The organism is Streptosporangium sp. CA-135522, from assembly GCF_050949235.1.
Classification (GTDB): domain Bacteria; phylum Actinomycetota; class Actinomycetes; order Streptosporangiales; family Streptosporangiaceae; genus Streptosporangium.
In genome coordinates this window covers 6140094-6163825 of the sequence record NZ_CP192026.1, presented here as the reverse complement: position 1 = coordinate 6163825, position 23732 = coordinate 6140094, and the positions used below count along the sequence as shown (strand labels likewise).

Annotated in this window: 26 protein-coding genes and 2 pseudogenes; 12 read left to right on the top strand and 16 right to left on the bottom strand. The window is 67.6% G+C overall.

The annotated features are described in order from the left end of the window. Window positions 1-20: 20 nt before the first annotated feature. Both ACQPYK_RS29500 and ACQPYK_RS29495 read left to right on the top strand, forming a co-directional pair. The gene (locus ACQPYK_RS29500; protein WP_433237741.1) at window positions 21-284 is read left to right on the top strand and encodes a hypothetical protein; all 264 of its coding nucleotides are present in this window, start codon (window positions 21-23) and stop codon (window positions 282-284) included. A 102-nt stretch (window positions 285-386) separates the two neighbouring features. Further along, on the top strand, window positions 387-1526 hold the full coding sequence (locus ACQPYK_RS29495; RefSeq protein ID WP_433237738.1) for a GH12 family glycosyl hydrolase domain-containing protein: 1140 nt from the start codon (window positions 387-389) through the stop codon (window positions 1524-1526). 252 nt (window positions 1527-1778) lie between these two features. Here the strand turns inward: ACQPYK_RS29495 and ACQPYK_RS29490 are convergent, their stop codons facing one another. Both ACQPYK_RS29490 and ACQPYK_RS29485 read right to left on the bottom strand, forming a co-directional pair. Beyond that, window positions 1779-2528, bottom strand: a complete 750-nt coding sequence (locus tag ACQPYK_RS29490; protein ID WP_433237735.1) for a hypothetical protein — start codon at window positions 2526-2528, stop codon at window positions 1779-1781. A 229-nt stretch (window positions 2529-2757) separates the two neighbouring features. After that, the gene (locus tag ACQPYK_RS29485) at window positions 2758-3474 is read right to left on the bottom strand and encodes an SDR family oxidoreductase (RefSeq protein ID WP_433237732.1); all 717 of its coding nucleotides are present in this window, start codon (window positions 3472-3474) and stop codon (window positions 2758-2760) included. A 142-nt stretch (window positions 3475-3616) separates the two neighbouring features. Between ACQPYK_RS29485 and ACQPYK_RS29480 the strand changes: the two genes are divergently transcribed. Both ACQPYK_RS29480 and ACQPYK_RS29475 read left to right on the top strand, forming a co-directional pair. Then, window positions 3617-4564 (top strand): AraC family transcriptional regulator, encoded by a 948-nt coding sequence (locus tag ACQPYK_RS29480; RefSeq protein WP_433237729.1) that lies wholly within the window; start codon window positions 3617-3619, stop codon window positions 4562-4564. 82 nt (window positions 4565-4646) lie between these two features. Beyond that, entirely contained in the window at window positions 4647-4970 is a 324-nt protein-coding gene (locus ACQPYK_RS29475) for a PadR family transcriptional regulator (RefSeq protein ID WP_433237726.1), read from the top strand. Between the two features lie 796 nt (window positions 4971-5766). On the opposite strand, the gene ACQPYK_RS29470 is transcribed toward ACQPYK_RS29475, so the two are convergent. The 6 genes from ACQPYK_RS29470 to ACQPYK_RS29445 form a co-directional block, all read right to left on the bottom strand. Beyond that, window positions 5767-6177 carry a hypothetical protein gene (locus ACQPYK_RS29470; protein ID WP_433237723.1) on the bottom strand — a complete coding sequence of 137 codons (411 nt, stop codon included), beginning with the start codon at window positions 6175-6177 and terminating at the stop codon, window positions 5767-5769. Window positions 6178-6452: 275 nt separating this feature from the next. Then, the gene (locus ACQPYK_RS29465) at window positions 6453-6656 is read right to left on the bottom strand and encodes a DUF5710 domain-containing protein (RefSeq protein ID WP_433237720.1); all 204 of its coding nucleotides are present in this window, start codon (window positions 6654-6656) and stop codon (window positions 6453-6455) included. A gap of 61 nt (window positions 6657-6717) precedes the next feature. Then, window positions 6718-7035 carry a hypothetical protein gene (locus ACQPYK_RS29460; RefSeq protein WP_433237717.1) on the bottom strand — a complete coding sequence of 106 codons (318 nt, stop codon included), beginning with the start codon at window positions 7033-7035 and terminating at the stop codon, window positions 6718-6720. Window positions 7036-8021: 986 nt separating this feature from the next. Continuing rightward, window positions 8022-8192 (bottom strand): hypothetical protein, encoded by a 171-nt coding sequence (locus tag ACQPYK_RS29455; protein ID WP_433237714.1) that lies wholly within the window; start codon window positions 8190-8192, stop codon window positions 8022-8024. A 139-nt stretch (window positions 8193-8331) separates the two neighbouring features. Further along, on the bottom strand, window positions 8332-8835 hold the full coding sequence (locus ACQPYK_RS29450; protein ID WP_433237711.1) for a TniQ family protein: 504 nt from the start codon (window positions 8833-8835) through the stop codon (window positions 8332-8334). Next, complete coding sequence (locus tag ACQPYK_RS29445) at window positions 8832-9650, bottom strand: ATP-binding protein (RefSeq protein WP_433258941.1); 819 nt, start codon at window positions 9648-9650, stop codon at window positions 8832-8834. Before ACQPYK_RS29445 ends, ACQPYK_RS29450 begins: the two co-directional genes overlap by 4 nt. Window positions 9651-9751: 101 nt before the next feature. Here ACQPYK_RS29445 and ACQPYK_RS29440 point away from each other — a divergent pair, with 101 nt between their 5' ends. Further along, entirely contained in the window at window positions 9752-10399 is a 648-nt protein-coding gene (locus ACQPYK_RS29440; protein WP_433258940.1) for a Tn3 family transposase, read from the top strand. Between the two features lie 205 nt (window positions 10400-10604). Here ACQPYK_RS29440 and ACQPYK_RS29435 read toward each other — a convergent pair whose 3' ends face one another. Both ACQPYK_RS29435 and ACQPYK_RS29430 read right to left on the bottom strand, forming a co-directional pair. Next, window positions 10605-11393: an SDR family NAD(P)-dependent oxidoreductase gene (locus ACQPYK_RS29435; protein ID WP_433237708.1), complete on the bottom strand. Its 789-nt coding sequence runs from the start codon at window positions 11391-11393 to the stop codon at window positions 10605-10607. A 51-nt stretch (window positions 11394-11444) separates the two neighbouring features. Beyond that, window positions 11445-12110, bottom strand: a complete 666-nt coding sequence (locus ACQPYK_RS29430; RefSeq protein ID WP_433237705.1) for an FMN-dependent NADH-azoreductase — start codon at window positions 12108-12110, stop codon at window positions 11445-11447. Window positions 12111-12206: 96 nt separating this feature from the next. On the opposite strand from ACQPYK_RS29430, the gene ACQPYK_RS29425 reads away from it, so the two are divergent. From ACQPYK_RS29425 to ACQPYK_RS29415, 3 genes and pseudogenes are all read left to right on the top strand, one after another. Next, complete coding sequence (locus tag ACQPYK_RS29425) at window positions 12207-12716, top strand: MarR family winged helix-turn-helix transcriptional regulator (RefSeq protein ID WP_433237702.1); 510 nt, start codon at window positions 12207-12209, stop codon at window positions 12714-12716. 641 nt (window positions 12717-13357) lie between these two features. Continuing rightward, window positions 13358-14182, top strand: a pseudogene (locus ACQPYK_RS29420) (IS110 family transposase); the annotation flags it as partial. 392 nt (window positions 14183-14574) lie between these two features. Then, a complete protein-coding gene (locus ACQPYK_RS29415; protein ID WP_433237699.1) occupies window positions 14575-14760 on the top strand; it encodes a DeoR family transcriptional regulator in 186 nt (61 codons plus the stop codon). A 6-nt stretch (window positions 14761-14766) separates the two neighbouring features. On the opposite strand, the gene ACQPYK_RS29410 is transcribed toward ACQPYK_RS29415, so the two are convergent. Then, a complete protein-coding gene (locus tag ACQPYK_RS29410; protein WP_433237696.1) occupies window positions 14767-15507 on the bottom strand; it encodes a TetR/AcrR family transcriptional regulator in 741 nt (246 codons plus the stop codon). 103 nt (window positions 15508-15610) lie between these two features. Here ACQPYK_RS29410 and ACQPYK_RS29405 point away from each other — a divergent pair, with 103 nt between their 5' ends. The 3 genes from ACQPYK_RS29405 (at window position 15611) to ACQPYK_RS29395 (ending at window position 18004) form a co-directional block, all read left to right on the top strand. After that, window positions 15611-16330, top strand: coding sequence for a DUF2306 domain-containing protein (locus ACQPYK_RS29405; protein WP_433237693.1), 720 nt, complete (start codon window positions 15611-15613; stop codon window positions 16328-16330). A 256-nt stretch (window positions 16331-16586) separates the two neighbouring features. Beyond that, entirely contained in the window at window positions 16587-16778 is a 192-nt protein-coding gene (locus ACQPYK_RS29400) for a ferredoxin (protein WP_433237690.1), read from the top strand. After that, complete coding sequence (locus ACQPYK_RS29395; protein WP_433237687.1) at window positions 16775-18004, top strand: NAD(P)/FAD-dependent oxidoreductase; 1230 nt, start codon at window positions 16775-16777, stop codon at window positions 18002-18004. Before ACQPYK_RS29400 ends, ACQPYK_RS29395 begins: the two co-directional genes overlap by 4 nt. 204 nt (window positions 18005-18208) lie before the next feature. Here ACQPYK_RS29395 and ACQPYK_RS29390 read toward each other — a convergent pair. The 5 genes and pseudogenes from ACQPYK_RS29390 to ACQPYK_RS29370 form a co-directional block, all read right to left on the bottom strand. After that, a pseudogene (locus ACQPYK_RS29390) lies at window positions 18209-18526 on the bottom strand (IS1096 element passenger TnpR family protein); the annotation flags it as partial. After that, window positions 18504-20003, bottom strand: a complete 1500-nt coding sequence (ltrA, locus tag ACQPYK_RS29385; protein WP_433237684.1) for a group II intron reverse transcriptase/maturase — start codon at window positions 20001-20003, stop codon at window positions 18504-18506. The gene ltrA and the pseudogene ACQPYK_RS29390, both read right to left, overlap by 23 nt. Window positions 20004-20520: 517 nt before the next feature. Next, window positions 20521-20811 carry an IS1096 element passenger TnpR family protein gene (locus ACQPYK_RS29380; RefSeq protein ID WP_433237681.1) on the bottom strand — a complete coding sequence of 97 codons (291 nt, stop codon included), beginning with the start codon at window positions 20809-20811 and terminating at the stop codon, window positions 20521-20523. Window positions 20812-20937: 126 nt separating this feature from the next. After that, entirely contained in the window at window positions 20938-21360 is a 423-nt protein-coding gene (locus ACQPYK_RS29375) for a hypothetical protein (RefSeq protein ID WP_433237678.1), read from the bottom strand. Window positions 21361-21984: 624 nt separating this feature from the next. Beyond that, a complete protein-coding gene (locus ACQPYK_RS29370) occupies window positions 21985-22962 on the bottom strand; it encodes a DUF5937 family protein (RefSeq protein WP_433237675.1) in 978 nt (325 codons plus the stop codon). Window positions 22963-23124: 162 nt separating this feature from the next. Here ACQPYK_RS29370 and ACQPYK_RS29365 point away from each other — a divergent pair, with 162 nt between their 5' ends. Then, the gene (locus ACQPYK_RS29365; protein ID WP_433237672.1) at window positions 23125-23679 is read left to right on the top strand and encodes a hypothetical protein; all 555 of its coding nucleotides are present in this window, start codon (window positions 23125-23127) and stop codon (window positions 23677-23679) included. Window positions 23680-23732 lie beyond the last annotated feature (53 nt).

Sequence of the window (23732 nt, the reverse complement as noted above, 5' to 3'; positions counted from 1 at the left end):
CGAGAAAGCCTCCCCACGGCTTGAAGATCACCGCGCTGCGCGGCGACGGCGTCACCCTCACCGCAGCGAGCGCGGAGTGCCTGTCGACCGCACGGGTCGCCAACCCCGACACCCACCGGGCCTACGCCTCCGCGATCGACCGCATCATCGCCCAATTCGGCGGCGGCGTGAATCGTCCGCAACCGCCGCACCCGAACGCGCGTCCGCGCCATATCCAACGCTTTCTTGCGGAAGCAGGCACACCGCCCCATTCCTCCCACGGAATTGACGATTCCGACGTTTAATCTTAGTATTTGATCATGGAAATATGAGTACCCCTGTAGGAAACCTTGTCGATTTCGGAGCCTTGGGTCATGTATTCGCGAAGTAAATTCAGTTCGTCACTTGTGGCGTTTGTCGCCTTGGCGGCGTTCACCGTTCAGCCGGTCAGCACCGCATCAGCCGCCACCGTCTACTGCGAGCAGTACAAGACGATCCCGGTGGCCGAAGGCCGCTACATCGTCGACAACAATAACTACGGCAAGGGCGTCAAGCAGTGCGTGTCGACCGATGGCACTGACAGCTTCACCGTCACCAGCTCGAACGCCGCCGCCAGTCCGCCGTCGTCCCCGGTCAGCTACCCCGAGATCTTCGAGGGATGCCACTGGAACACCTGCACGGCCGGTTCGAAGCTGCCCCTTCGCGTCGACACCATCGGCAGCTCGACGTCGAGCTGGTCCACGACCCTCCCCAGCACCGGCAACTTCAACGTCTCCTACGACCTGTGGTTCAACACCACGCCGACCACGCCCAAGGACAACGGGCAACCCGACGGCGCGGAATTGATGATCTGGCTCAACCAGCGCAGCTCGGCCGACAGCCCGGCCGGGACGTACGCCAGCGTGGGTGGGAAGGGCTACCACACCTGGCAGCTCCCGATGGAGGGCAACGGTCGCAAGTGGCCGCTGCTCGGTTACCGGATGGACACTCCCACCACGTCCGTGAACAACCTTGATCTTCGCGCGTTCATCCGCGACGCCGTGGTCCGGGGGGTGGTGAAGCCTGACTGGTACCTGATCGCCGTCGAAGCGGGCTTCGAGACCTGGTCGGGCGGCGAGGGGCTGCGGACGAACGCGTTCTCCTCGGCGTCGGCCGTCGGCTACCCCGTCGGCGCCGTGCGCTCCGGCATCACCGGAGGCTGCATGAACAACTACGGGGATCGCCTCGTGGACGGCAACCCCGTCGTGCTCGGCTTCTGCACCGACACGACGGGGCAGAAATGGACGATCTCCATGGACGGCACCATCCGCCACAGAGACCGCTGCCTGGGGACCACGGGGGCGAAGGTGTCGCTCAACCCCTGCAACGGCTCGCCGTACCAGATCTGGCAGGTCGGACTGCACGGCGCGCTGTGGAACCACGGCGCCGCCGCGTGCCTACGAGCTCCGGGCGGCGCCATCGGCACGCAGCTCGACCTGGCCGACTGCAACGGGGCCGCGAACGAGGCGTGGAAACTGCCGAGCACCCTCGCCGCCCAGCCCTACTGACAAACCTGCTACAGCAGCGACGATGAGAAGCTGGCCGGCCCCTGCGCGGCCTGCGCGGTCACCTTGCCGCCGGAGCACCACACCTTGGGGTGTCGGTAACGAAGGTGTCAGTGCGCCATGGAAAGCGCTGTTAGTCCTCGATATCCCTGTCCAGAAAGTCTCCGCGCTCGTTATGTCCTTTGGCGGCCCGTACCAGCCGTATTCCGGTGGCGCCCCTTCCTGGGGTGTCGTATTCCTCGCCTCGCCCGTTCTTCACACGCGTCGTCGGGGCCCAGGCCGGGGGTAGCCGAGCTGGTCGGCGAACTCCTTCGAACCTCCGCAGACCTCAGCGACCTCGCGGGGATCTTCGGCCGTGAGACGCGCCTCAAGGTGTTCGACTTGGTCGGCCGGGTCGTCTCCGGAGATGGGAATGGTCATCCTGAACTGAAGCCAAGGGCGGTCTTCCCCGATCGCGGACCAGCCGGGATGGAACAGGAAGATGGCGATCTGCTCAGGTTCCCAGGGCCAGGCGGAGACGGCGTACAGCTCGCAGTCCCACGTCGTCAGCCAGTCGGTGTGTTCCCGGAGCCGTTCCTCCAGCAGTCTGGCGACCGTTCGGGCCGGCCACTCCCAGCTGTGATCCGTCGTGGCCCGGTGGACCTCTGCCGCGTACTGATCGACGTCGAACCGGAACTCTGGGAGATCGAACTCCTCGGTATCCGGGTTGCGCCAGCCGCTCCAGATCACGTACTGCCCTTCGCGCCTGACTGTCACGTAGACAGCACCGCAGCATCTTTCGGTGCACCCAGCCTCAGCGAGCCGAACCTCACGAGGGACGTCGGTCGCATTTTTCAGCGGCGCGTTCGGGCCCAACAGATAGCGAGGGTCCGCTGCCGGGCCCTCATCGAACACGTCGGTCAGGATGTCTCGTCCGTCGACGATCGGTCGGCATTCCACGCTGGCCCTGGTTCCGAGTGGTGGCACGACGACGCGGAGGGACAGCCGATGCGGTTCTGTGGTCACCGCCTGATGGTCTCCGGGGTTGAGGGACAACGGAACAGCCGTTGGCGGTGAGAAAGATCTTGTTTCTCGTTGTGGCGGTGAGCTGGTCGAATGCGAAAGGGGCAGGCGATCAGAGTCGGCTGACGAGAGGGCGCGGACCCAGGGAATGCCACCCCGTTGCCCTGTGCGGCCTTTTGCGACCTGCGTCGGTGCGGCGTTGCTCCGCTGGCTGTTATGTGTGGCCCGTATGTCACACCAGTGCCGCGCCGCCGTCTATCGCGAGCGTGGTGCCGGTGACGTAGGCGTTGGCCAAGACGAAGAGATAGGCCGCCGCGGCTTCCTCGGCAGTGCCGACACGCCGCGTGAGCAGCTCGGACCCGGCGCCCTGGAGGAAAGCCTCCGGGTCCGGGACACTGCCGTCCCACAGCTCGGTACGGATCACACCGGGCTGGATCACGTTGACGCGCAGAGGGGCGAGTTCAACGGCGAGTGCCCGGGACAGGGCCTCGATACCGCCGGTGATACCTGCCGTGAGCGCGGTTCCGGACAGGGGGCGGATCGCGAGGACGCCGGAGCTGAAAGTGATCGAGCCGCCGCCGCGCAGTCGCTGTGCAGCGTACTTGGCGGAGAGGAACGCGCCCCAGAACCGGCGCTCGAAGACGGCCCTGGCCTCCTGCGGGGTGGTGTCGACCAACGGCTTGATCAGCAGAGGTTCGCCCGCGGTGTAAACGAGGTGGTCGAACTCCCCGACCTGCTCGAAGAACGCGGCGATGGCGTTGCCGTCGGCGACGTCCAGGCGGCGGCCTTCGGCCGGCTCGCCCAACCGCTTCGTCGCGGCGTCCACGCGGTCCTGATTGCTGGAGGCGACCACAACGTCCGCGCCAGCCGCCGCGGCCTGTTGGGCTACCGCGAAGCCGATGCCGGAGGTTCCACCGATGATCACGATCTTCTTGCCAGTCAGAGACATGGGATCCATTCCTTCGTCGATGCAGTGCCGGGTTCGGCAACCGCCATGGCAAGAACGTACGCCTCCGCATCGAGACGGTGAATGACTTAAGATCTCGATTCCCTGTCATATCGTCTCGCCATACAGGCACTAGAGTGGCGCTATGGACATCCTGAGCGACACCCTCGAAGTCCTGCGCACGGGACGCCCGATGGTGACTCGCACCGACGCGCACGCTCCGTGGGCCCTGAAGTTCCAACCCATCTCAGGAGCCGGATTCCACGTGGTCGTGGAAGGGCACTGCCACCTGCTGCCACCGCACGGCCAACCGCTCGCGCTCGGACCCGGCGACATCGTGTTCCTGCAGCGCGGCAGCGGACACACCCTGTGCGACGTGCCGGACCGCGACCCGGTGGACTTCGTACCGGAGCGCGTGGACCGTTCCTCGCCGATCGGCCAGGTCACCGTGGACGGACCAGGGCCGCACACGGTGCTGGTGTGCGGCGCGTACGCGATCGACGTTGATCGCCCGCATCCACTGTTCAGCGATCTACCGGAGGTCATCCACCTCCCCGCGATCCCCGGCCGCCACCCGGTGCTGCGCTCGGCGATCGATCAGCTGTGCGCCGAGTTCCACGCGCCGCAGCCGGGCTCGGACGCGGTCGTCACAGCGCTCATCGATCTGCTGCTGCTGTACATCCTCCGGTCGTGGTACGCCGAACTACCGAAGGAGCGGACCCGGGGTTGGGCGGCCGCGCTGACCGACCCGGCAGTCGCCCCGGCCCTGAAGGCGATCCACGACGATCCCGGCCATCCCTGGACCGTGGAGTCGCTGGGCACCCGCGCCGGGCTGTCCCGCGCGGCGTTCGCCCGCCGCTTCGCCTCAGTGGTCGGCGAGCCGCCGTTGACCTACCTGACCAACTGGCGGATGGCCACCGCGGCGCGGCTGCTGCACCAATCGCCGACCCCGCTGAGCACAATCGCGCAGCACACGGGGTACACGTCGGAGTTCGCCTTCGCCAAGGCTTTCAAACGACACTTCGGATCGCCGCCGGGGGCCTACCGCAAGCAGGTCAAGACGGCAGGCGACGAACCACGCGGATGCAACTGACGGTGAGACAGCGCTGAGTGACGAGCTCGGCGCACTGCGACTCGCCCCCTTAGAAGAAGTCTATCTATATAGAGTTTGGGGCATGTCCGCTCGACGTGACTCCGCGCAGACACGGCTGGTTTTCCGTGCGCTGCGGGCCGGCGGCCAGACCTGGCGGTACGGCTACGACATCGCCCTCGAGACCGGTCTGGCGCCCGGCACGCCGTACCCGGTCCTCGGCCGGTTGACGGACCGGGGGCTGTTGGAGAGCCAGTGGGAGCAGGACCCGCCCACTGGCCGGCCGCGCCGACACTTGTACCAGCTCAGTGCCGAGGGGGCGATCCATGCGGCGAGCCTGGCCGCCGAGCCGGTCGCGCCGCCCAAGGCGGCCGGCTACCAGCCTCGGCTTGCGGACGGTCGGTCATGACCGCGGGTGCGCCGCAACCTCTGCGTGGGTTCTATCTCTCGATGGGATGCCACCGGAATACGGCTGGTACGGGCCGCCAAAGGGCATAACGAGCACGGAGACTTTCTGGACAGGGGTTACTGGACGGTGTTTCCGCAGGTCACCCGAGCGTCCGAAAATGTGTACGTTTCTGGACGCCGGATGGCTGGGCTTGCAACATCGCAGGTCGGAGGCTCGGCGGCCCGAATCTGCCGTATTCGGTGGCACCCCACGGTCATCGGTCTGGGCGTTCAGGACGTTCAGGTCTGTCCCGCGGGCTCCGCTGAGTGTCGCCACGGCCGCATCGACGTTGCTGGTGTGGCGATCCGGTTTCGCGCTGATCACGCCTATAACGAAGCGGGGATCACGCCCGGCCGATATGTAGTCGTAGATCAGCGAAGCGCTCTCCAAAAGCGCCGCGAGTACGATGAGCGCGACCTTCCACCAAGGGTCCTGAAAGGCGAGCGGTCCGAATTGGCCAACGTAAGGCGGGCTGGGGATGAACTGTCGAGCAGTTCGCGCAGTTTGCAAGGATCGACCGGTTTACCGGCGAGCAGCTCTTCTAGCAACTCGCGCACCTGCTCACGTAAGTCGGCGGTGGTCATGACAGGCGCACCACTGCGGCCGTGTCGCCCGCTACCTGGGCGTGGCGGGATGCGCCCGCAGGGGTGGGCTAGCGCGGCATGTAGTGCTTGGCGCAGTTGCCGCTCGTCGGCCACGACGCTGGTCAGCCGGAGGAACGCGGTGCCTTCCGGCAGCTCGGCGACCAACTCGCGGTTCACCGGGTCGTACGTCGACCGGGACAGGAAGATCCGCTCGGGTACTTGCCGGGTGGGCTGGTCATATGCTGTGTCCCAGGCCGCGACCTGCGCGACGAACCGCACTTCGGGCTTGCCCGCAGCGCGTCACCGACGTCGACCTTGAAATAGACCATCCACTCCATGCCGCGGCGTAACCGTGGCACCCGCACGAAGCCGCCGCTCACCTCCTGCTGGAGGGCGGCCTGCTCATGACCTGACCACGTATCGAGCAGCCGCACGCCTTGCGAGGCGAGCCCGATCCGGCTGGCCGGAGAGATGCCGACCATCACACCCTGGGCTGGTTCCCAGTCAACCCAACTGGTATTGCGCACTCGGACGCCCATGTGGACAATGCCTTGACTTGCATCGAAGATGCCGTCGGGGAACATCGTGAGCGTCCCGCGATCCACCGCGTACGGCCGCTGGACCACATTGAAGGCCCTGTCCTCCCGAAGCTCCGGCGAAGTGACAAGTAGCCCAGAGAGACCGGTCGTTGCCTTCGGCCTGGAGGGTGGCAAAGTCAGCGTGGGCCGCTTCGACGGCTTCGGGGTACGCCTGGTGCTTCTCGTGCTCGGCGAGTGCCCGGTAGATGCCGGCCAGGCCAGGGTTCTGGCCCTTGCGCTTGCCGGTGGGGATGATCACCCTCCTCGCTGGAAGGGCGGTCTCACGCCTCGGACGGCGCACCACTGCCATGGCGCTGCCGCTGGCGGTGTTTGCGCATGGGCAGCGCCGCCCAGCGCTGCAGCCCAGCCAGGCCGGTACGGGGCGCGTACCACCTTTTGGCGGCCGGGTCCCAGCGGGCGCCCAGTGCTTTGGCCTCGTCTTTTTCGCTGTAGGGGACGTCCAGCCAGAGTCGTTCGACGGCCATATGCGATCTCCGTTCGGGAGTGAAGGCGCACACTGCGGGGGCGAGGTCACATGCGATCGGATCACGGCGCATCCGGGCTGTCAGGCGGATCGCTGGGGTCGGTGGCGTGCCAGTCTCGGCCCGTTCGGCCGATGGCCTCGGCGACGGCGGCGACCTGGGCGTGGTCGTAGGCGGTGCGTACCCCGGAGACCGACATGCCGGCGGCGGCCGCCAGTTCGGCCAGGGTGTAGGTCGGCCAGGGTGTAGGTCGGCCAGGGTGTAGGGGCGGAGACGGGTGGGTGGAGGTGGCGGAGACGGGCGCAGCGGACAGCAGCGACAGTGTAGCCAGGAGCGCACTTACGCCGATAACGCGTAAGCGAGTGAGGGGGTGGGGGCGCATGTCACCTCGTCGGGCAGTTGTGACTAGGAGAGATCACAATCTGTCACCAACGCTTCATCACCCCCAGTGGCCATACGGCTACTGATTTCCCTCTGTGGGTGACGGTCTGCTGCCCGCTGCGCCGGGTCTTGCTGTCGTCCGGGCCTTCGCCGAGGATGGCCAGACCATGCCGGGATCGGGAGTGGTCATCGCGTACCTTCTGGGCCGTTCAGCCGGGCGCGCAGGTCGGTGACCGTTGTCCCGAGGCGCCGAGTCGGCCTACAAGATTGCAAAGCTGGCCGGGAACCAGCACGTTGCTGCTCGCCTGGTCCGACATCAGGTCGGTTCCGGAGGTGGCGGCTCGGCTGTCGGATCGGGCGGTGGCGGCTCGGTCGTCGGGTCCGGAGGCGGGACCGTCTTCACTCGAGCCGGGATGGCCGGCCTCGGAGAGTCGACTGGATTGCCTGCGGGTGAGCCAGAGGACATGAAGGCCAGGGCGAGGATGGTGACAACCAGCACGCCGATCCCACCGAGGCCGGCCGCCGCCACTGCTTTTACTGGGACTCTGCGATCATGCGCGCGTACCGGGATCAGCCTGCCGTCGCGCAGTCTTCGCACGTGGCTTTTCACGCGGGTCGTCCGGCCTTCGCCCATTCCCGGACCGTACAGGGTCACCGCGAGGAGGTCAGGTGGCGACGGGGCAGGTATCACCTGTCGTCAGGGTGAGCAGGGCCCAGCCGTGAATGGGCTATCCAGCATCCGACGCGGCTGTCAGGGCGTCGAGCCGTGGCCGTCTCCGCTTCCGAAAACACGATCCTCTCGGAAGTCCCATGACCTGCGCAGATCGGCTCACCTTGGGGCTGGAGACACGTTCGGGAGGAGGAGGTCCCGTAGGGGTGGCGGCTCAAGGCGCCCGGGGGTTTCGGGAGTTTTGGGAGAGGGCCTACGCGCGGGCGCGCGAGGCGGCCATGCCCTCCGTACCGCGAGCACGCCACAGATTCCGCGGATCATCCAATCAGAGAGTCGGCCCCGGCCAGCACGCCGAGGAATGCGGCGCCCCCGGCCAGCAGCGCGGCAGGCCAGCTCTTTCCCTCCTTCAACACCAGCGCCACGGTGAAGACGCCCGCGCCTCCACCGATAACCATGATCAATGCGGCGTGCGTGGTCAGCAGCGTCATGCCGTCCCCTATGAACTCGGTGGGCCCCGTGGCCCGGACAGCACTCCATGATGGTCACGACTTCGCACCGCGCCCATGGCCAGAAGCAATTGGCCGGGGGCCAAAACATGGCCAGTTTGGGCTTGAGCAGTGTCCCTTCTCAGCGGAGAACACCGCTCAGACGAGCGACATCGGGCTGCGGTGCTTCGATGTCGAAGTTGAGGGCCATCCAGCGTTGATGCCGCCAGCAGATGACATCCTCGAAGTGATGCCATCGAACAACCCCGAGGCCATAGGCGCCGAAGCCGAGCCGGGCGAGGCAGGAGCGGCATCCTGCCCGGCAGCGATGCGCTTCGCCGGGCAACGGTCTCTTGTTGAGGTGCATGGACTGGAGCTCGTCGGAGGTGCAGAGCTCGAGAATCGCGTAACGCAGCGACCGTTCCGGGTTGCCGATGAGGCGTGCCAGCCGGTCGGCGGGGACGGGGACGCTCTTGCGCCTGCTGCCGCTGACCCGCTCGCGCAAAGCTCCCGGATCAAGGTGATCGGCGGCGGCCAAGCGCGTGAGGTAGGAGTCCAGGGTCTCATCCAGAACCGGTGCCAGGCGCCGCGGCAGCCGATGCAGGGGCGGGGCCTTCCAGGAGACGAAGAGCGGTGGGGTGATCACGCCGCATCGCCGCCCTCGGATTCGGCGGCATGGTCGACAGGGAGCTCGTCGAGAAGTTCACGGGTGATGGCCTCGCGGCCGTCCAGGATGGCGGTGATCGCTGCGGCGCGGATGAGATGGGACAGGCTGCCGATCATCCCGCCGGTGCGGCGGTGCAGATATCGGGCGAGCTCGACGATAACGCCGTACTTGTGCCGGTGCAGGCGCAGCTCGTCTTCCACGGTGGCGATCAGGCTCTTCCATTCAGCCTGGTAGGGGAAGGGACGGGTGTTGATCAGGACGCAACGGCCCGCGATCTGCTTGCCGCGCACCCCGGTGAACAGGCCCTCGCGCTCGACGTTGATGCCGGCGTAGATGAACGTGGCAGGCAGGTGCTCGGTGAAGTATTTGAGATGGTCGGACATGTCTTCACCGGCGACCGTGGCGAGGTTGAGATTGTGGATCTCATCGACCAAGACCAGTTCGCAGCGGGCCTCGATGAGGATCTGGCAGACGGCGTCGGCGATGTCGGTGGTGTTGGTCGATCGCTTGGCCGAGGGAAGGCCGAGAAAACGAGCAAACTCCATGGCCAGCTTGCGCGGTGATCCTTTCGGTGGCGTGGTGACGTAGATGACCGGGATGCGCTCTCGCTGGCCGGGATGGCGGCCACGGACCATGAGCTCGTGAGTGCGGCCGAGCTGCTTGATCGCGGTGCTCTTGCCCGTCGTCCACGGACCGGAGATGATCATTCCGCGGCGGGCGCCGATCTCCCGCCGGTTCAGCAGGGTGAGCAGGCGCCCCTGCTTGGCGACCTCGCGGATGGTGGAGGTGGCCACGACGGCCAACTCGGAGTGGTAGGTGATGCGCGCATCATCGTAGGAGGAGCGCTCATCGTCGCTGAGGACCTGCCACCGCTCCTGCGGCAGCAGATCGAAACATCAAGCAGATCAACCGGGTCAAGCTCCACCAGGCCGATCACGGAGACCTGGCCCGGTATGCGAACCTGGCTCCGGCGACGACCCGGCCGGTCCGCTGGGACATCATCGCCAAGAACTATGACCAGGTCGTCAAGTACGCCACCGCGCTCCGGACCCGCACCGCCTCCGCCGAGGCCATCCTGTCGCGCTTCACCCGCACCGCCTCGCACCCGGTCTACCAGTCGATGCCGGAGATCGGCCGTGCGGCCCGCACCACGTTCGTCGCCCGCTACTTACACGACCGCGACCTGCAGCGGAAGATCGAGGAAGGGCTGAACGTGGTCGAGGCGTGGAACCGAGCCAACGCGGTGATCTGCTACGGCCGCGGTGGCGAGATCTCCACCAACCGGCGTGACAAGGTGGAGATGACGGCCCTGTGTCTTAGGATCTTGCAGGCCTCGCTCGTCATGGTGAACGTCCTGATGCTGCAAGACGTCCTCGCCGATCCCGAGTGGGCCGCCCTGCTCACTCCGGTCGACCGGCGCGGCCTGACCCCGCTGTTCTGGCTGCACGTCCGCCCCTATGGTGAGGTGCGCCTCGATCTGAGCGGCCTGGTTGAGCATCGGCACTCTCGGCTCGCTCGGCGGCGCCTGGGTGGCCGTCAGTAGACGATCTACCGGCGCCTGGATCCAGGCGCAGCGTGGCGGTTTGAGGCTTCAGCTCTCTCGGCGCGTGACCGTCGCTGGTATCGGATACGACCGCTGGTTCCGCGAGGTCGGGATGTACCTGGATAGTCGGTTCGTGGTGAGTGGGTACCGCTCCCCACCTCCTGACGGGTGGGGAGCGCATTGATGTGGTTGCGAGGTGGGCCTGCTATCCGCCGATGTGCGGTGCTCGGGCGGCGGCGGAGCCGTCCCGGATCACCTCGCCGGTGAGGTTGCCGTTGGCTCCCGAGCCCAGAAAGACGATGAGGCCGGCCACGTCGTCGGAGGTGGACAGCCTGTGCGTGGGGGTGGCGGCGGCGAGGGCGTCGGTGACGAACGCGGGGATGTCGGGGCGGCTGTCGGTGAGGGTGAAGCCCGGCACCACGACGTTGACCAGAATCCCATCACGGCCGCCGTTCCAGGCCAGGCTGCGGGCGAGGCCGTACAGGCCGGATTTGGCGGTGCCGTAGGGCCCCGGACCGGGCAGGCCCTCCTCGGCGACGCTTGAGGAGATCAGCACGATACGGCCCCAGCTCTTGGCGCGCATGCTGGGCAGGACGGCGCGGACCGTCGCCGCTGTTCCGATCAGGTTGGCGCCGATCATGGTGTCCCATTCCTGCAGGGGCACGTCCTCGAACCGGACGCTGGGGTCGGGCGGCCCATCGCCGCCCCAGCGCACGGCATTGGCGACGAGGACCTCGATGCCGCCCCAGCGCTCGACGACGGTCGCGACGGCATGGTCGATGGTGGTCAGGTCCTCGAGGTCGAGCCGGACGATGTGCGCCTGCCCGCCGGCGGCCTCGACGTCGGCGGCCACTTTCTCGGCGCTGTCGGGGTGGTCGCGGTAGGTGATCGCCACGCGGGCGCCTTCGCGGCCGTAGGCGCGGGCGGTCGCGGCGCCGATGCCGGTCGACGCGCCGGTGATCAGGACCACGCGGCCGCTGAGATCGGTGTTCATGGTGTGGGTCGTCCTTCTTCTTCGCTTCGCCGATGGGTCGGGGAGTCGTGGTCAGGACGGTGTCTCGGCGTGCACCCGGGTTGCCAGGGCGTGCACCGCGCTTAGCGCCGCGGTATGGGAGGTCTCGTGCTGCTCGCGGAACTGCGCGAGGAAGGGCATGACCGTGGCGTGGGTGAGTTCGGCATGGACGAAGGTCACGTCGTCGAGTCCGAGCACGGAGAAATAGGCGCGCAGGTAGGGCTCGTGGAAGTCGAAGTGTTCGCGGGGGGCGCCGGGCCCGTAAGCGCCGCCGCGCGCGCTCAGCACCACGGCCGACTTCCCCTTGAGCGGCAGCCAGGGCAGGGTCACCCTGTCGATCCACGCCTTGAACGCGGCGGGCACCGTGAAGTTGTACATCGGCACGCCCAGAAGCAGGACGTCGGCCGCGAGGAGCTGCTCGACCAGAGGGCGGGTGGCCGCCCAGCTCCTGGCCAGCTCGGGAGCGCCGGCGGCCACCTGGTCCATGGTCTCGATGTCGCGCACCCCGTTCACCGATGACTGGGTGGCGAGGCGGACCCGGTCTTCGTCGATGGGCGGCACCGGATCGGCCACCAGGTCCCGGTAGGTGTAGACGCCGTCCGGGTGGGTGGCCCGCCAGTCGGCCACGAAGGTCTCGCCGAGCCTGCGGGAGAACGACTCGCTGCGTCCGCTGGCGTCCAGATGCAGAAGATGCGTCACAAGATTGCCTCACATTCAAGATGTTCTTAGATCGCAATCAATATAGACCGAGATAGTTGTAAGTCAAGAACATCTTGGCTTGGTATCATGCTGTCCATGGCCCACGCCCCCACATCCGAAGGCCCGCCCGGGAGCGGGCTGCACCAGGACCTGCACTGGCTGTTCGCACGGCTGAAGCAAGGCCTGGCCACCGCCGAGACCGCGACGGTGCGCGAGCACGGCATGACCCTGTGGGGCTACACGGTGCTGGTGGCCGTCGTCGAAGCCCCCGCCCGCACCCAGCTCGCCCTCGCCCAGGCCGTATCGGTCGACAAGAGCAAGCTGGTCCTCATCCTCGACGAGCTGGAAGACGCCGGCCTGGTACGCCGCCGCCCCGACCCCGCCGACCGCAGGGCCCGCATCATCGAGGCCACTCCCGAAGGCGACCGTGCCCTCAAAGCCGCCCGCGCCGACATCGAGACGATCGAGAACCAGCTCTTGGCCGACCTCGCCCCCTCAGCCCGGACCGCACTGCAGAGCGCGCTACAACATCTCGTCGGCGAGCCCATCGCGAGAGTCGAGGACGGACGGTCACCCGAAACCGCCTGCGCGCCCGACCCGGCCTGACCGCCCCTGAGGTCACGGCATCTTGTTGACCCCTTGAGACCGCCATGGTTTCCCGACACCACGCCGACCCGGCCTCCGACGGCCCAGGAAACTGGATATCAGGTGATGAAGCACCGCTTTGGGCGGCTGTTTCGGGCTCGGATCGACGACAGGATTTTCCGACAGATAGAAGGGGGACTTCGTTCCTCAATCGTGATCACCCGCCCAGCTACCTTGGCGGCTAATCGCATGTTGTGAGCAGGCGTCAGCTTCAGAGCCTGGCTTGGCGAGGGCACTGGATGCCTATCCCCAGACCGGCCGGGGCTGGTGTCTGCTCACCAAACGATCCGCCGCTGTCGTGGCCGGTGGATGCCGGGCTGACGAGCCTGACTTTGGGAGGGTCGTCAAAACCTAACCCCGGACTGGCCCTCCCGGCATTCTCCCGCCACGACCCCGGCTTTTCGACGAGCGTGGTGTTCGTGGTTCGAGCCCGCCTACGGGATCGACCTCCCAAACGCGGCCGAGCCGGTGAGCTCTTGCGGCAGAAGGAGGCCCCGTGGATCGCTGGGGTCGCGAACGGCTGATCGGATGTCGGACCGGCGAGTCCTTCGATTAGCGGGCCGCGCGTCTCCGCTGCGGTTCTGAGCTGCACCGATGACCGGCTGCCTGCCCTTGGAGGAACATCGGCGAAGCTGTTTTGCGGGATCGACTGGGCCGCACACCACCACGACATCGCCATCGTCGACGACACCGGCGTCCGGGTCGCCAAAGCCCGCATCAGCAACGACGCCGCAGGCCTGCGTGCGCTGCTGGAGCTGCTGGCCGGCGTCGGCGACCATCCGGATGACCCGATCCCGGTCGCGATCGAAAAGCCGCATGGCCTGCTGGTGGCCTGCCTGCGCGCCACCGGACGGCAGGTGTTCGCCATCAACCCCTATGCGGTCTCGCGCTATCGAGACCGGCATGGGGTCGCGCGCAAGAAGTCAGACGAGCAGGACGCGCTGACCCTGGCCAATATCCTGCGCACCGACATGGCCGCGCACCGGCCACTGCCCGCCGACTCCGACCTTGCCCGGGCGATCACCGTGCTGGCCCGCGCCCAGCAGGACGCTGTCTGGGACCGCATCCAGCTCGGCCAGCGGATCCGGTCGCTGCTGCACGACTACTTCGCCGCCGGCCTGGAGGCGTTTGCGCACCTGCGCAACGGCGGCGTCACCAAGGCCGAAGCCCGCGTTATCCTCGCGCCGGCACCCACTCCCGCCCGCGCCGCCGTCCTCACCCGCGGGCAACTGCGGGCCGCGCTCAAACGGGCCGGGCGAGTTCGCCACGTCGACCAGGACGTCGAACGACTTCACGCGATCTTCCGCGCCGAACACATGCGTCTACCTGATTTGGTCGAGCAGGCCATGGGTCACCAACTCACCGCGCTACCCGGCCAGCTCGAAGCGACCTGCACAGCCGAGCAGAACCTGGCCATGGTCGCCGAGTTCGAGGCCGACCTCGGGCACATGCGCACCCGCGAGGGCGTGGCCCTGGCGAAGAAGAACGGCAAGCTCAAGGGCAAGCAACCCAAACTGCCCGAACCCGCCCGGCGCTCCATCCGCCGGCGCTACACCGAGGGCGAGGTGTCCCTGGCCGACCTGGCCACCGAGTACAGCGTCGGACGCTCCACCATCCACCGCATCATCCACGGCCCAGAAACCTCCAGGTAGAGCGTCGCAGGCCGAGGCTGGACGGTCACACTTCGTGCAAGATCATTATCGGTGCCAACGGCTGTTCCCGGGTTTCTCGACCCCGAGCTCAGCGCTGCTCAGCCAAGCAAGATCAATCCCAGTGTTAACCGCTGTACCGCTGCTACCCAACCCCGGATTCGGTTCCGATGTTTCTCAGCCCCCGGATCCTGCAGGTGGTGCGCGACCTCGGCACGGCCCGGGTGACCGACCTCGCGGAACGGCTCGGCCTCCCCGCGGTCACCGTGCGCCGAGACGCCGCCGCTCTGGCCGACGCCGGCCTGCTGCGCCGCTCGCACAGCTTGGTCTCGCTGTCCGAGCCGGCCGCCGGCTGACCCGGCTCAGGCCCGGGCGGCGCGTTCGATCGCTACCCCCACCCCGTCGAGCAGGTGGTCCAGGCCGGCGCGGAAGTCGTCGTCCGGACCGGCCCCCGGGTGGGGGGCGAACACCCCGGCCTCGACGGCGCGGGCCAACTCCGGGAACCGGTCGGGGTCGGCGAGCTCGGTGAGCAGGGCGACGTACGCCCCGTCGGCCCTTTCCTCTGGTTCGGCGGTCATGAACGTCAGGAGCTGGGCCGCGCCGCGCACGTAGTGCACCACCAGCATGACCACCGAGAACCGGGCCCGCCGGTCCAGCGGCGTGCCGCCGAGGGCGCGCAGCGCGGCGTCCAGCCAGGCGAGCTGGCCGGGGTCCACCGGCGGGGAGTTCACCAGCTGGACGATCCACGGATGCCGCAGGTAGACGCCGAACAGCTCGACAGCCCACCGAGTGAGTGAGCCGCGCCAGTCGGCCGGCGCCGTGCCGAACTCCGGCGGCGGGCCGGGCGCGGCGGCCAGCATGAACAGCTGCAGGTCGTCCTTGCCGGCCACGTGCCGGTACAGCGACATGGGCGCGCAGCCGAGCCGTTCGGCGAGCCGGGCCATGGAGAGCGCGGCCAGGCCCTCCTCATCGGCGAGGGCGACGGCCGCCGCCACGATCCGCTCCAGGCTGAGCGCGGGCGTGCGTCCCCGCCCCTTCGATTTGGCCCGCCCCCACAGCACGTTCAGTGCGTGTGGCAGCTCGTTTTCGATGTCGTCCGGCATTCCAGGAGCTTACCAGTTTGCGTATGGCCTACGCGTTGCGTATATAGTACGCAATAAGCGTATGACATACGCATCTACTTGACCGTCCCCCCTTGGAGCCGTCATGCACACGACGATCGACAGTCCTCCGCCGGTACCGGCCCACCGGCGTCCGTGGTGGCGGCGCCGCTGGACGGTGCCGCTCGGCCTGCTCACGGCCGGGTTCCTCGCGTTCTCGCTGCCTCCGTACCTGGCCGGGGACCCGTCGCTGTCCCGGGTGCCGCAGCCAGAGGGGTTCGGCCTGCACTACCCGCTGCTCGTGGCGCACGTGCTGGTCGCCACGGTCGCCATGGTCACCGCGTTCTTCCAGGTGTGGCCGTGGTTCCGCCGGCGGCACCCGGTGTGGCACCGGCGCGCCGGGCGGGTCTACGTGTTCGCCGGGGTGCTGCCGGCCGGGCTGACCGGCCTGGTCATCGGGGCGCGCAGCCCGTTCGGGCTGTTCCTCGCGGTCAGCGACGTGCTCCTCGCCCTTCTGTGGCTCGCCTTCACCGCGGCGGGCTGGCGCGCCGCCCGCGCCCGCCGGTACGCCGACCACCGGCGCTGGATGCTGCGCAGCACCGTGCTGACCTACTCCATCATCACCAACCGGGTGTGGACCGTGATCCTGATCATCGTCCTGCCCCCGCTGCAGGACACCGTCTTCCACGGCGACCCCAACCTGGTGGCGTGGACGACCTCCGGGTTGGCCGGCTGGCTCGGCTGGACGATCCCGCTGCTGGTCATGGAGTGGTACCTGGAGCGCGAGGTGACCCGCCGCGGGCGCCGCACCGCGCTCGCGACCTGATCCCGGAGGCCGATCCCGGGCCGATCCCGGGTCGATCCCGGAACGACCGCCCGCCCCAGCGCCGTCGCCGGCTTCGACCTGGCCCCTCAGACCCCGATCGCGAACCTGTGGAACGTCGGTGACGCGGTCAAGGAGTACGCCAACGGCGGCACCATGGCCTGCGCCGAGGCCGCCAAGCTCGTCGTCGACGAGATCGCTGAGCGCCACCCTGTCACGTCCGGTCGCTAGAGCCGGCGCATCCGTCCAAGGAGGAACAATGAAGATCGCCATTGACCGTGCCAGGTGCGCCGGCCTGGGCATCTGCGAGTCGCTCGCTCCGAAGTACTTCGAGGTCGACGGCGACGGCGAGCTGGTCCTGCTGCGGGAGGACATGCCGGAGGAGGACCTCGACAGGCTGCGGGCGGCGATCGAGGGCTGCCCGACCGAAGCGCTGCGGCTCGAGTCATGACCGAGCGGCGGCTGGTGGTCGTCGGAGCCTCCCTGGCGGGCCTGCGGGCGGTCGAGGCGGCCCGCAGGAGCGGCTTCGACGGCTCCATCACCCTCATCGGCGCCGAACCCCACCTGCCCTACGACCGGCCGCCGCTGTCCAAGGAGTTCCTGAGCGGGGCCGAGCTGCCTCCCTTCCGTTCCGAAGACGTGCTCCGCGACGGACTGGGTACCGAACTGGCGCTCGGCACGGCGGCGACCACACTGGACACCGCTGCCCGGGCCGTCTGGGCCGGGGATCGTGAGTACGGCTACGACGCCCTGGTCATCGCGACCGGTGCCACGGCCCGAACCCTGCCGGGCACCGAGGGGCTGGACGGGGTCCACACCCTGCGCACCCGCGACGACGCGATCGCCGTACGGCGGGCGCTGGACGCCGGTGCCCGCACGGTCGTCGTCGGCGCCGGATTCATCGGCTCCGAGGTCGCCTCCGCTGCCCGCGAGCGCGGCCTGGAGGTGACGATCGTCGAGGCGCTGCCCACCCCGCTGGTGCGCGCGGTCGGCGAGACCATGGGAACGGCCTGCGCCGTCCTGCACATACGCAACGGCACGGATCTGCGGTGCGGGGCCGGTGTGGCGGCCATCGAGGGCGAGAGGAGGGTCGAGCGGGTCCGGCTCACCGACGGGACCGTGCTGCCGGCCGACCTGGTGGTGGCCGGGATCGGCGCAGTGCCCGCCGTCGACTGGCTCGCCGGGTCGGGGCTGTCCCTGGACAAGGGTGTCGTCTGCGACGAGACCCTGTGCACCGGAGCTCCAGGGGTGTACGCCGCCGGGGACGTCGCCCGCTGGCGCAATCCGGCGTTCGATCGGCACATGCGGCTGGAGCACTGGACCAGCGCGGCCGAGCAGGGGGCCGTCGCGGCGCGCAACGCACTTGACCCCGGCAACGCCAAGCCGTACTCCACAGTGCCGTATTTCTGGTCGGACTGGTATGGCTCGCGCATCCAGTTCGTCGGGGTCCCGGCCACCGATGAGATCCGCGTGGTCGACGGAGACCCCGGCGGGGACCGCTTCGTCGCTCTCTATCGAGAAGGCGGCCGCCTGGCCGGGACTCTGACGATGAACGGTCAGGCTCAGATCATGAAGTACCGCGGGCTCATCATGCGCGGTGCCTCGTGGGCCGAGGGTCTGGAGTTCGCCGAGCACCGCGGCCGTGGAGAAGGTGTGACGGGGAGATACCGGCGGTGAGCGTTGACACGACCAACCGGAAGGCGCAGGCCCCCACCGAGAGGACAACCTTAGCCGGCCTCTCCAGTCCCGACGGTGCGATTGAGCGGATTCTGACGGGCCGCTACAGCTGCAGCCCTCCTGCTTGGCCCGGCGGGCCACGGCTTGTTCGGCCAGGTGCACGGCGAGCTCGGCCAGTTCGGCGTTGACCGCGTCCTTGTCCCAGGCGGCGCCGTCCCACCGGCCGGTGCCGAACAGGTGCCGGGCACGCTGGTACTTCCAGCCCTTGCGGTGCCTGAGTGCCCGCAGGTGCTCGACGAACCTGGCCGGACCGCCGCAGTCCTCGGGCGGCCAGGCCCGGCCGCCTGCCGTGCAGCGCGGGTAGATCGGCTTGGGCGCGCCCTGGTGGATCTTCTCCACCTGGATGTCGTGGTCCCAGCAGTAAGGTCGGCTCAGGGCGCGGTTCTGACCTTGCGACCAGCCCGTCTCCCTGAGCCGCCTCCCGAACCCGCCGTGCCCATTACTGAGCAACGGGCTCTCCACAGGCCTCGTTGAGGCTACGCCTGATCGTCATTGGCGGGTGGTCCCACGGAGTAGGGATGTCCGCTCCCCGATACCGGTATCGAGTGGTCTTGATCGACCCGGGATAGAGAAGCGTCGTCTGCCCATCCTGGGGCCACCCTCGCCACATCCCGTTGCAATATCGGCGGTTCAACCACTTCCAGCCCCTATGGCGGTGTTTCCGGCGTAACCACTTGATCACCTGGCCCCACGTAATGTGACCCAGGTATCCGAAGGTCTTGCTGGACACACCAGGGCGGAAATACTCGCACCACCCCCGCAGCACCGGGTTGAGCCGGTGCAGCAGGATCGCAAGCGGCTTGTCCTGGTCCGTGCTGCGGCAGATCGCCTTGACCTTCCGGCAGATGGCCAACAACGCCTTCTTCGCCGGATAGGTGTAGACGTACTGCTTATGCCCGCCTTGCTGACGGTGCCGCTGGATGCGCCACCCCAGGAAGTCCAGGCCCTCGTCAATGTGGGTGATCAGCGTCTTCTCCGGAGACAAGCGAAGCCCCATCTTCACGGAGAGGACGTTGGCGATCTCCTCCTTCATGGCTTCGGCGTCCTGCCTGGTGCCGTTAACCATCAGGCACCAGTCGTCCGCGTAACGGACGAGGCGGACGCTTCGAAGCCCTCGCGAGCGGCGTTTCTGCCGCTCCCACTTCTTGCTGGACGCGCCTCCCGGTACCTGGTCGACGTACTCGTCCAGGACCGTCAGAGCCACGTTGCTCAGCAATGGAGAGAGGATCGACCCTTGCGGGGTTCCGGCCAAGGTGTCCTCCAGCCGACCGTCCTCTGTGAGGACGCCCGCCTTCAGAAACGCCTTTACCAGCTCCAAGACGCGCTTATCCGCAATTCGATCGCGCACCCGATCCATCAGGGCCAGATGCGAGATCTCGTCGAAACAGGCCTTGATGTCGCCTTCCACGATCCACTCGTACTTATTGGATGCGAGAAGGCGTACCTCGGCCACAGCGTCATGGGCCCGCCGGTTCGGACGGAAACCGTACGAGCACGGATAGAAGTCCGCCTCGAAAATCGGCTCCAGAATCAGCTTCAGGGACGCCTGCACCACCCGATCGGCGATGGTCGCGATCCCCAGGCGGCGCTTCCTGCCATCCGCCTTAGGGATCAACCGTTCCCGCACGGGAAGCGGGCGAAAGCTGCGGTCCTTCAACGAGGACCGCACCCGATCAAGGAACTCCTCGATCCCAGCCTGTTCGACCGCAAAGGCCGAGTTGCCGTCCACCCCAGCGCTTCGAGCGCCCCTATTGCCCCGCACACGATCCCACGCCACTTGAAGAAACGCGGGATCACAAACGAGGTTGTACAGATCACCGAACCGACGATGACGATCGTCGTTCGCCCAACGGTGCAGCTTGAACTGGATCTCCCGTACTCGGCGCAGGGACCCGATGAACGAGTCACCGAGCTCCCACTCCGATGCGCCGGTATTCACCAACGTCCTCCAGGTCTTCCATCTTCTTGCTGCCGACACTGCTGGCCCCCTTCCCCATGTACACGCCTCTCGCGCGCTCGGAGTACTACGGGGCCTCCGCCCCGCCATGCGTCCATCAGCCGGACAACGAGCCTTCCCTCCAATGCGGCTGGCTGTCCGCATAAGAGGGGAGCCGCATGGCGGTTCCCACGTTCACTGCTGACCGATCGGCCAAGTAGGCACTCGGCTCTACTCCGGCAGCCTCGCCACGGTTACGCCGCAGACCTTCACCGTGGCCTCCCTCGCCCAGGGCGACATCGGACGAGGAAGACGGTCGTCATGAAGACATCGACGACCGAGTACTGCACACCGACCCACATCCGCCAGGTTGGAGTCGGCACGACTCTTACGGAGCGTCAACCACCGATTCGCTTTCGCTGTACCTCATGGCCTTGATTGCCGGACCCGGACCATCTGGCAGTGCTGATCCGCTCCGGCGTTGTCAGGGCTGCTTCCACCCTCCCCGGCGTTCCCCGGCTCAGGTTGCCCTCATCTTCAATCGGGTCGCTGCGACGACCCAACGGCAGAGGTCTCTCACCCCCACTCGGTCAATCAGCGCCTCGTGGCGCACGTCGCCGAAGTCGTAGCGGTAGGCCAGCCAGCCACCGGCCTTCGGCAGCAGGCTGGCCAGTGTCACGTCGTACTCGCTTTTGGCGTTGCCGCCGTACTCCTCCCAGCCCTTGACGAACACGTGCAGGTGCTCGTTGTCCCACCTCATCGCCACCTGGATCATCTGGTGCAGCTCCCACAGGCTCGTCGTCGACGGCACGTGGGGTCCCGATAGTACTGGGGAAATTTTCGACGGATATACAGGGCGAAGCCCCCGCAAAGGGCTTCGAGCACGGTCTGGAAAACGGACCGCTGACCTGCATATCCGTTGTTTCCTGCGCCGTTACTACCGGGACCCCAGCGAGCGCCGCCGCGTCGACAAAAACCGCTCCATCAGCGGGCCGTGCCGCAGCGGATCTACTTTGGAGACGCCCAGGACGTAGGTGACCAGGCCGCCCGCGGCCGAACCGCGGGCGGCCACCCGCACCCCCATGCCGCGGATCATGTCGGTGATCTCAGCGACGGTCAGGACGTAGGGGGCATACCCCAGCCGCGCGATCACCGCCAACTCCTCCTCCAGCCGCTGCAGCGCCGCCCGGTCACCGCTCAGCCCACGGGCGTTCAATCCGGCCTCGCAGCGGGCCCGCACCATCGCCTCGACGGCGTCGACGCCGTGGAGGCGATTTACGCCGTCGGCGGCGCCGAGCAGGTGGGGTTCGGGAAAGCGCACCCGCCCCTGGCCGATCCCCATGTCAGCGACCGGATCCACCGCGCACGCCTGCGCGGTGGCCCACGTGCACGCCAGCAGACGCCCGGCCGCCGCAGCGGGCAGCCCGGCGGAGGATTTGAGTAGGCCTCGGCGTTGGCATGGCGAGCCCGCCTCACCGGCAGCCGGCGCCGGCAGGCCGCCAGCACATCGCCCACCCGCGCCGCGGACCGCTCGGCGTAACGGGGTGTCGTTAAGGGCCGTGGTACCAGGGTTACGCGATCGTGTTGACCCTGGTACCACGACCCTTAACGACACCCCAACTCCTGGCGGACGCCGTGAAGGGGCCGAGGAACATCAGAACCGAATCGTGCGGCTGTACTCTGCGTGATCGCTCGCACGGCAAACCGAGATCGTTATCGCAGACAACCATGCGAAGTCAGCCATCCCCGAAGGTTCCCGTCCATGCTCCACGGGGGAGCGCGAGGCCGGAAGCCGCAGACACTCGGCAGTTATTTGCGGTAGATCATCACGGAGCGTACACGCGCACGATCCGGTTCCGATGTTCCCCAGACCCCGCTTCGAGCTCGCGTAAAGGTGTTCGGGTTCCCGAGCGAACGAGGCTGCGGTCAGTCGGTTCGCAGGTCCAGACATCGGGCTGTTCGCCATCGATCTGTGGTCGGCCAGCTAGTCGCGGAGTTCATCCAGCAGACGTGCTGCCTGTGCGGTCCGCTGGTACAACACGTAGCGCCCCTCTCTGACCTTGGTGACGAGGCGTGCGCGGTGCAGTGCGTTGAGGTGGTAGGAGACGGTGCCCGGGCTGTATCCGATCCGGGTGGCGAGTTCTGCGGTCGACCGGGCGGTTTCGAGGTCCGCCAGCAAGGCTGCTCGGGCGTTGCCGACCACTTGCGCGATCCCTCTGGAGCTGCGGTCCCGGCTGGCTCCGACTCGCTGGGCGGGGTAGTAGAGGACGAACTGCCCGGGGACATCGACCTGGATGATGACGTGGGGCCAGTTGAGCACGCTGGGGGCGAGGACCAGGTCCCGGCCGGTGACATCGATTTCGCCATCCCACCACTTGGCGAGGGTAACCGCGTCGCCAGCCCAATCGATGTCGGGGTGGAGTGCTCCGAGCGCTCGGCCGACGCCATGGGCGGCGATGGCCGTCGCGCGATGGGCTATGTCCTGATCCAGGATGAAGCGCAGTTCGGGCCAGCCGTCGGAGAGGGTATCCCGCCAGAACCGGGCGAGCCCGTTGGCGAGACGTCGCTGCATCCGCCCCGACTCCGCGATCCGGCGGGTCGTGGCCCGTAGTGGCCTGCTCCAGTGGGTCCGGGTGTGGGTGAAGACCTGGGTTTCGAGGTCGTCCTGCGCTGTGGCCTCGATCTGCGCGATCTGCTCGTCGAGCAGGCCACGACGCTGCGCGTCCGTCCCTGGCTGCGGGGTGAGCAGGTCGGGCGTGTAGGTGTCGCCGTTCTGCGGCAATAGGTCGGCGAGCAGGGCGACGTCCGGGTGGGCAAGAGACGCGCGGGCGAGTGGTCCGGGATCTCCGAACACCGGGTGCCGTCTCGACGCGGCGGTGAGCTTCAGCCACGCCATGGACTCCGACGCCGGAGAGGGCGACAACCGCGTCCTGGACACCGTGTCGGCGTCTACACGCAGCACGAGCACCACCCCGACGCTAGCAGCCGTCGCGGTGGATTTGAACTGGCTCGAATGCTTTGCGGCACAAGGTCCACGCGGGGTTGAGTGGTGTCGCCGAACAACGGCGGCAACGTTCACTGCCCGATCTGAGGCGGTCGCCTCCGCACGACGGTGATACGTGGCTTGCGCACCCGTTACTCGAAGAACCTGGGAGTGGTTGTCATGGTGAGGCTAAAGGACACAACGAAGGCGAAGAGCTGCACTAGGAAGGTCGGCGCAGTCGTGGCCGCGGTGGCGTCAGTTACCGGGATGGTCTTCGCGGCGGCGCCCGCCACCGCCGCCGCCTACCCCACCAGCACCTTTTCGATCCAGGTCGGGGCGAGCTACTACACAGGCACGGTCACCTGGTACAACCGAGCGGTCGGCGTCACCGGAGCATTCAAGGCGGTCGGGTGCCGGCGGGTGTACGCGGATGCCCGGATAGCCAACTCCGGGCGGCGGCTGGACTGGCAGAGTTCCAGCACCTGGTGCGACGAATCCGGGCCCGCGCCCCTTCCCCTCAACGCGGACGTCGCCGGCGGGGCCACCAAGGTCAATGTCTGGATGACCACCGAAAACGCCAAGGAAGGCCTCGAACACTTCGTCTGCTATCCCGACTACAGCACGTGCTTCGGTCCCTATGTGGGACTGCCGTGGGAATACAGCGGCGGCCAGGCGGATATGGCTGACCTGGGGTGATGGTCAGTTGCGGCACGGTCCGGCCTGAGCCTATGACCCGCGCAGGGGCGGCA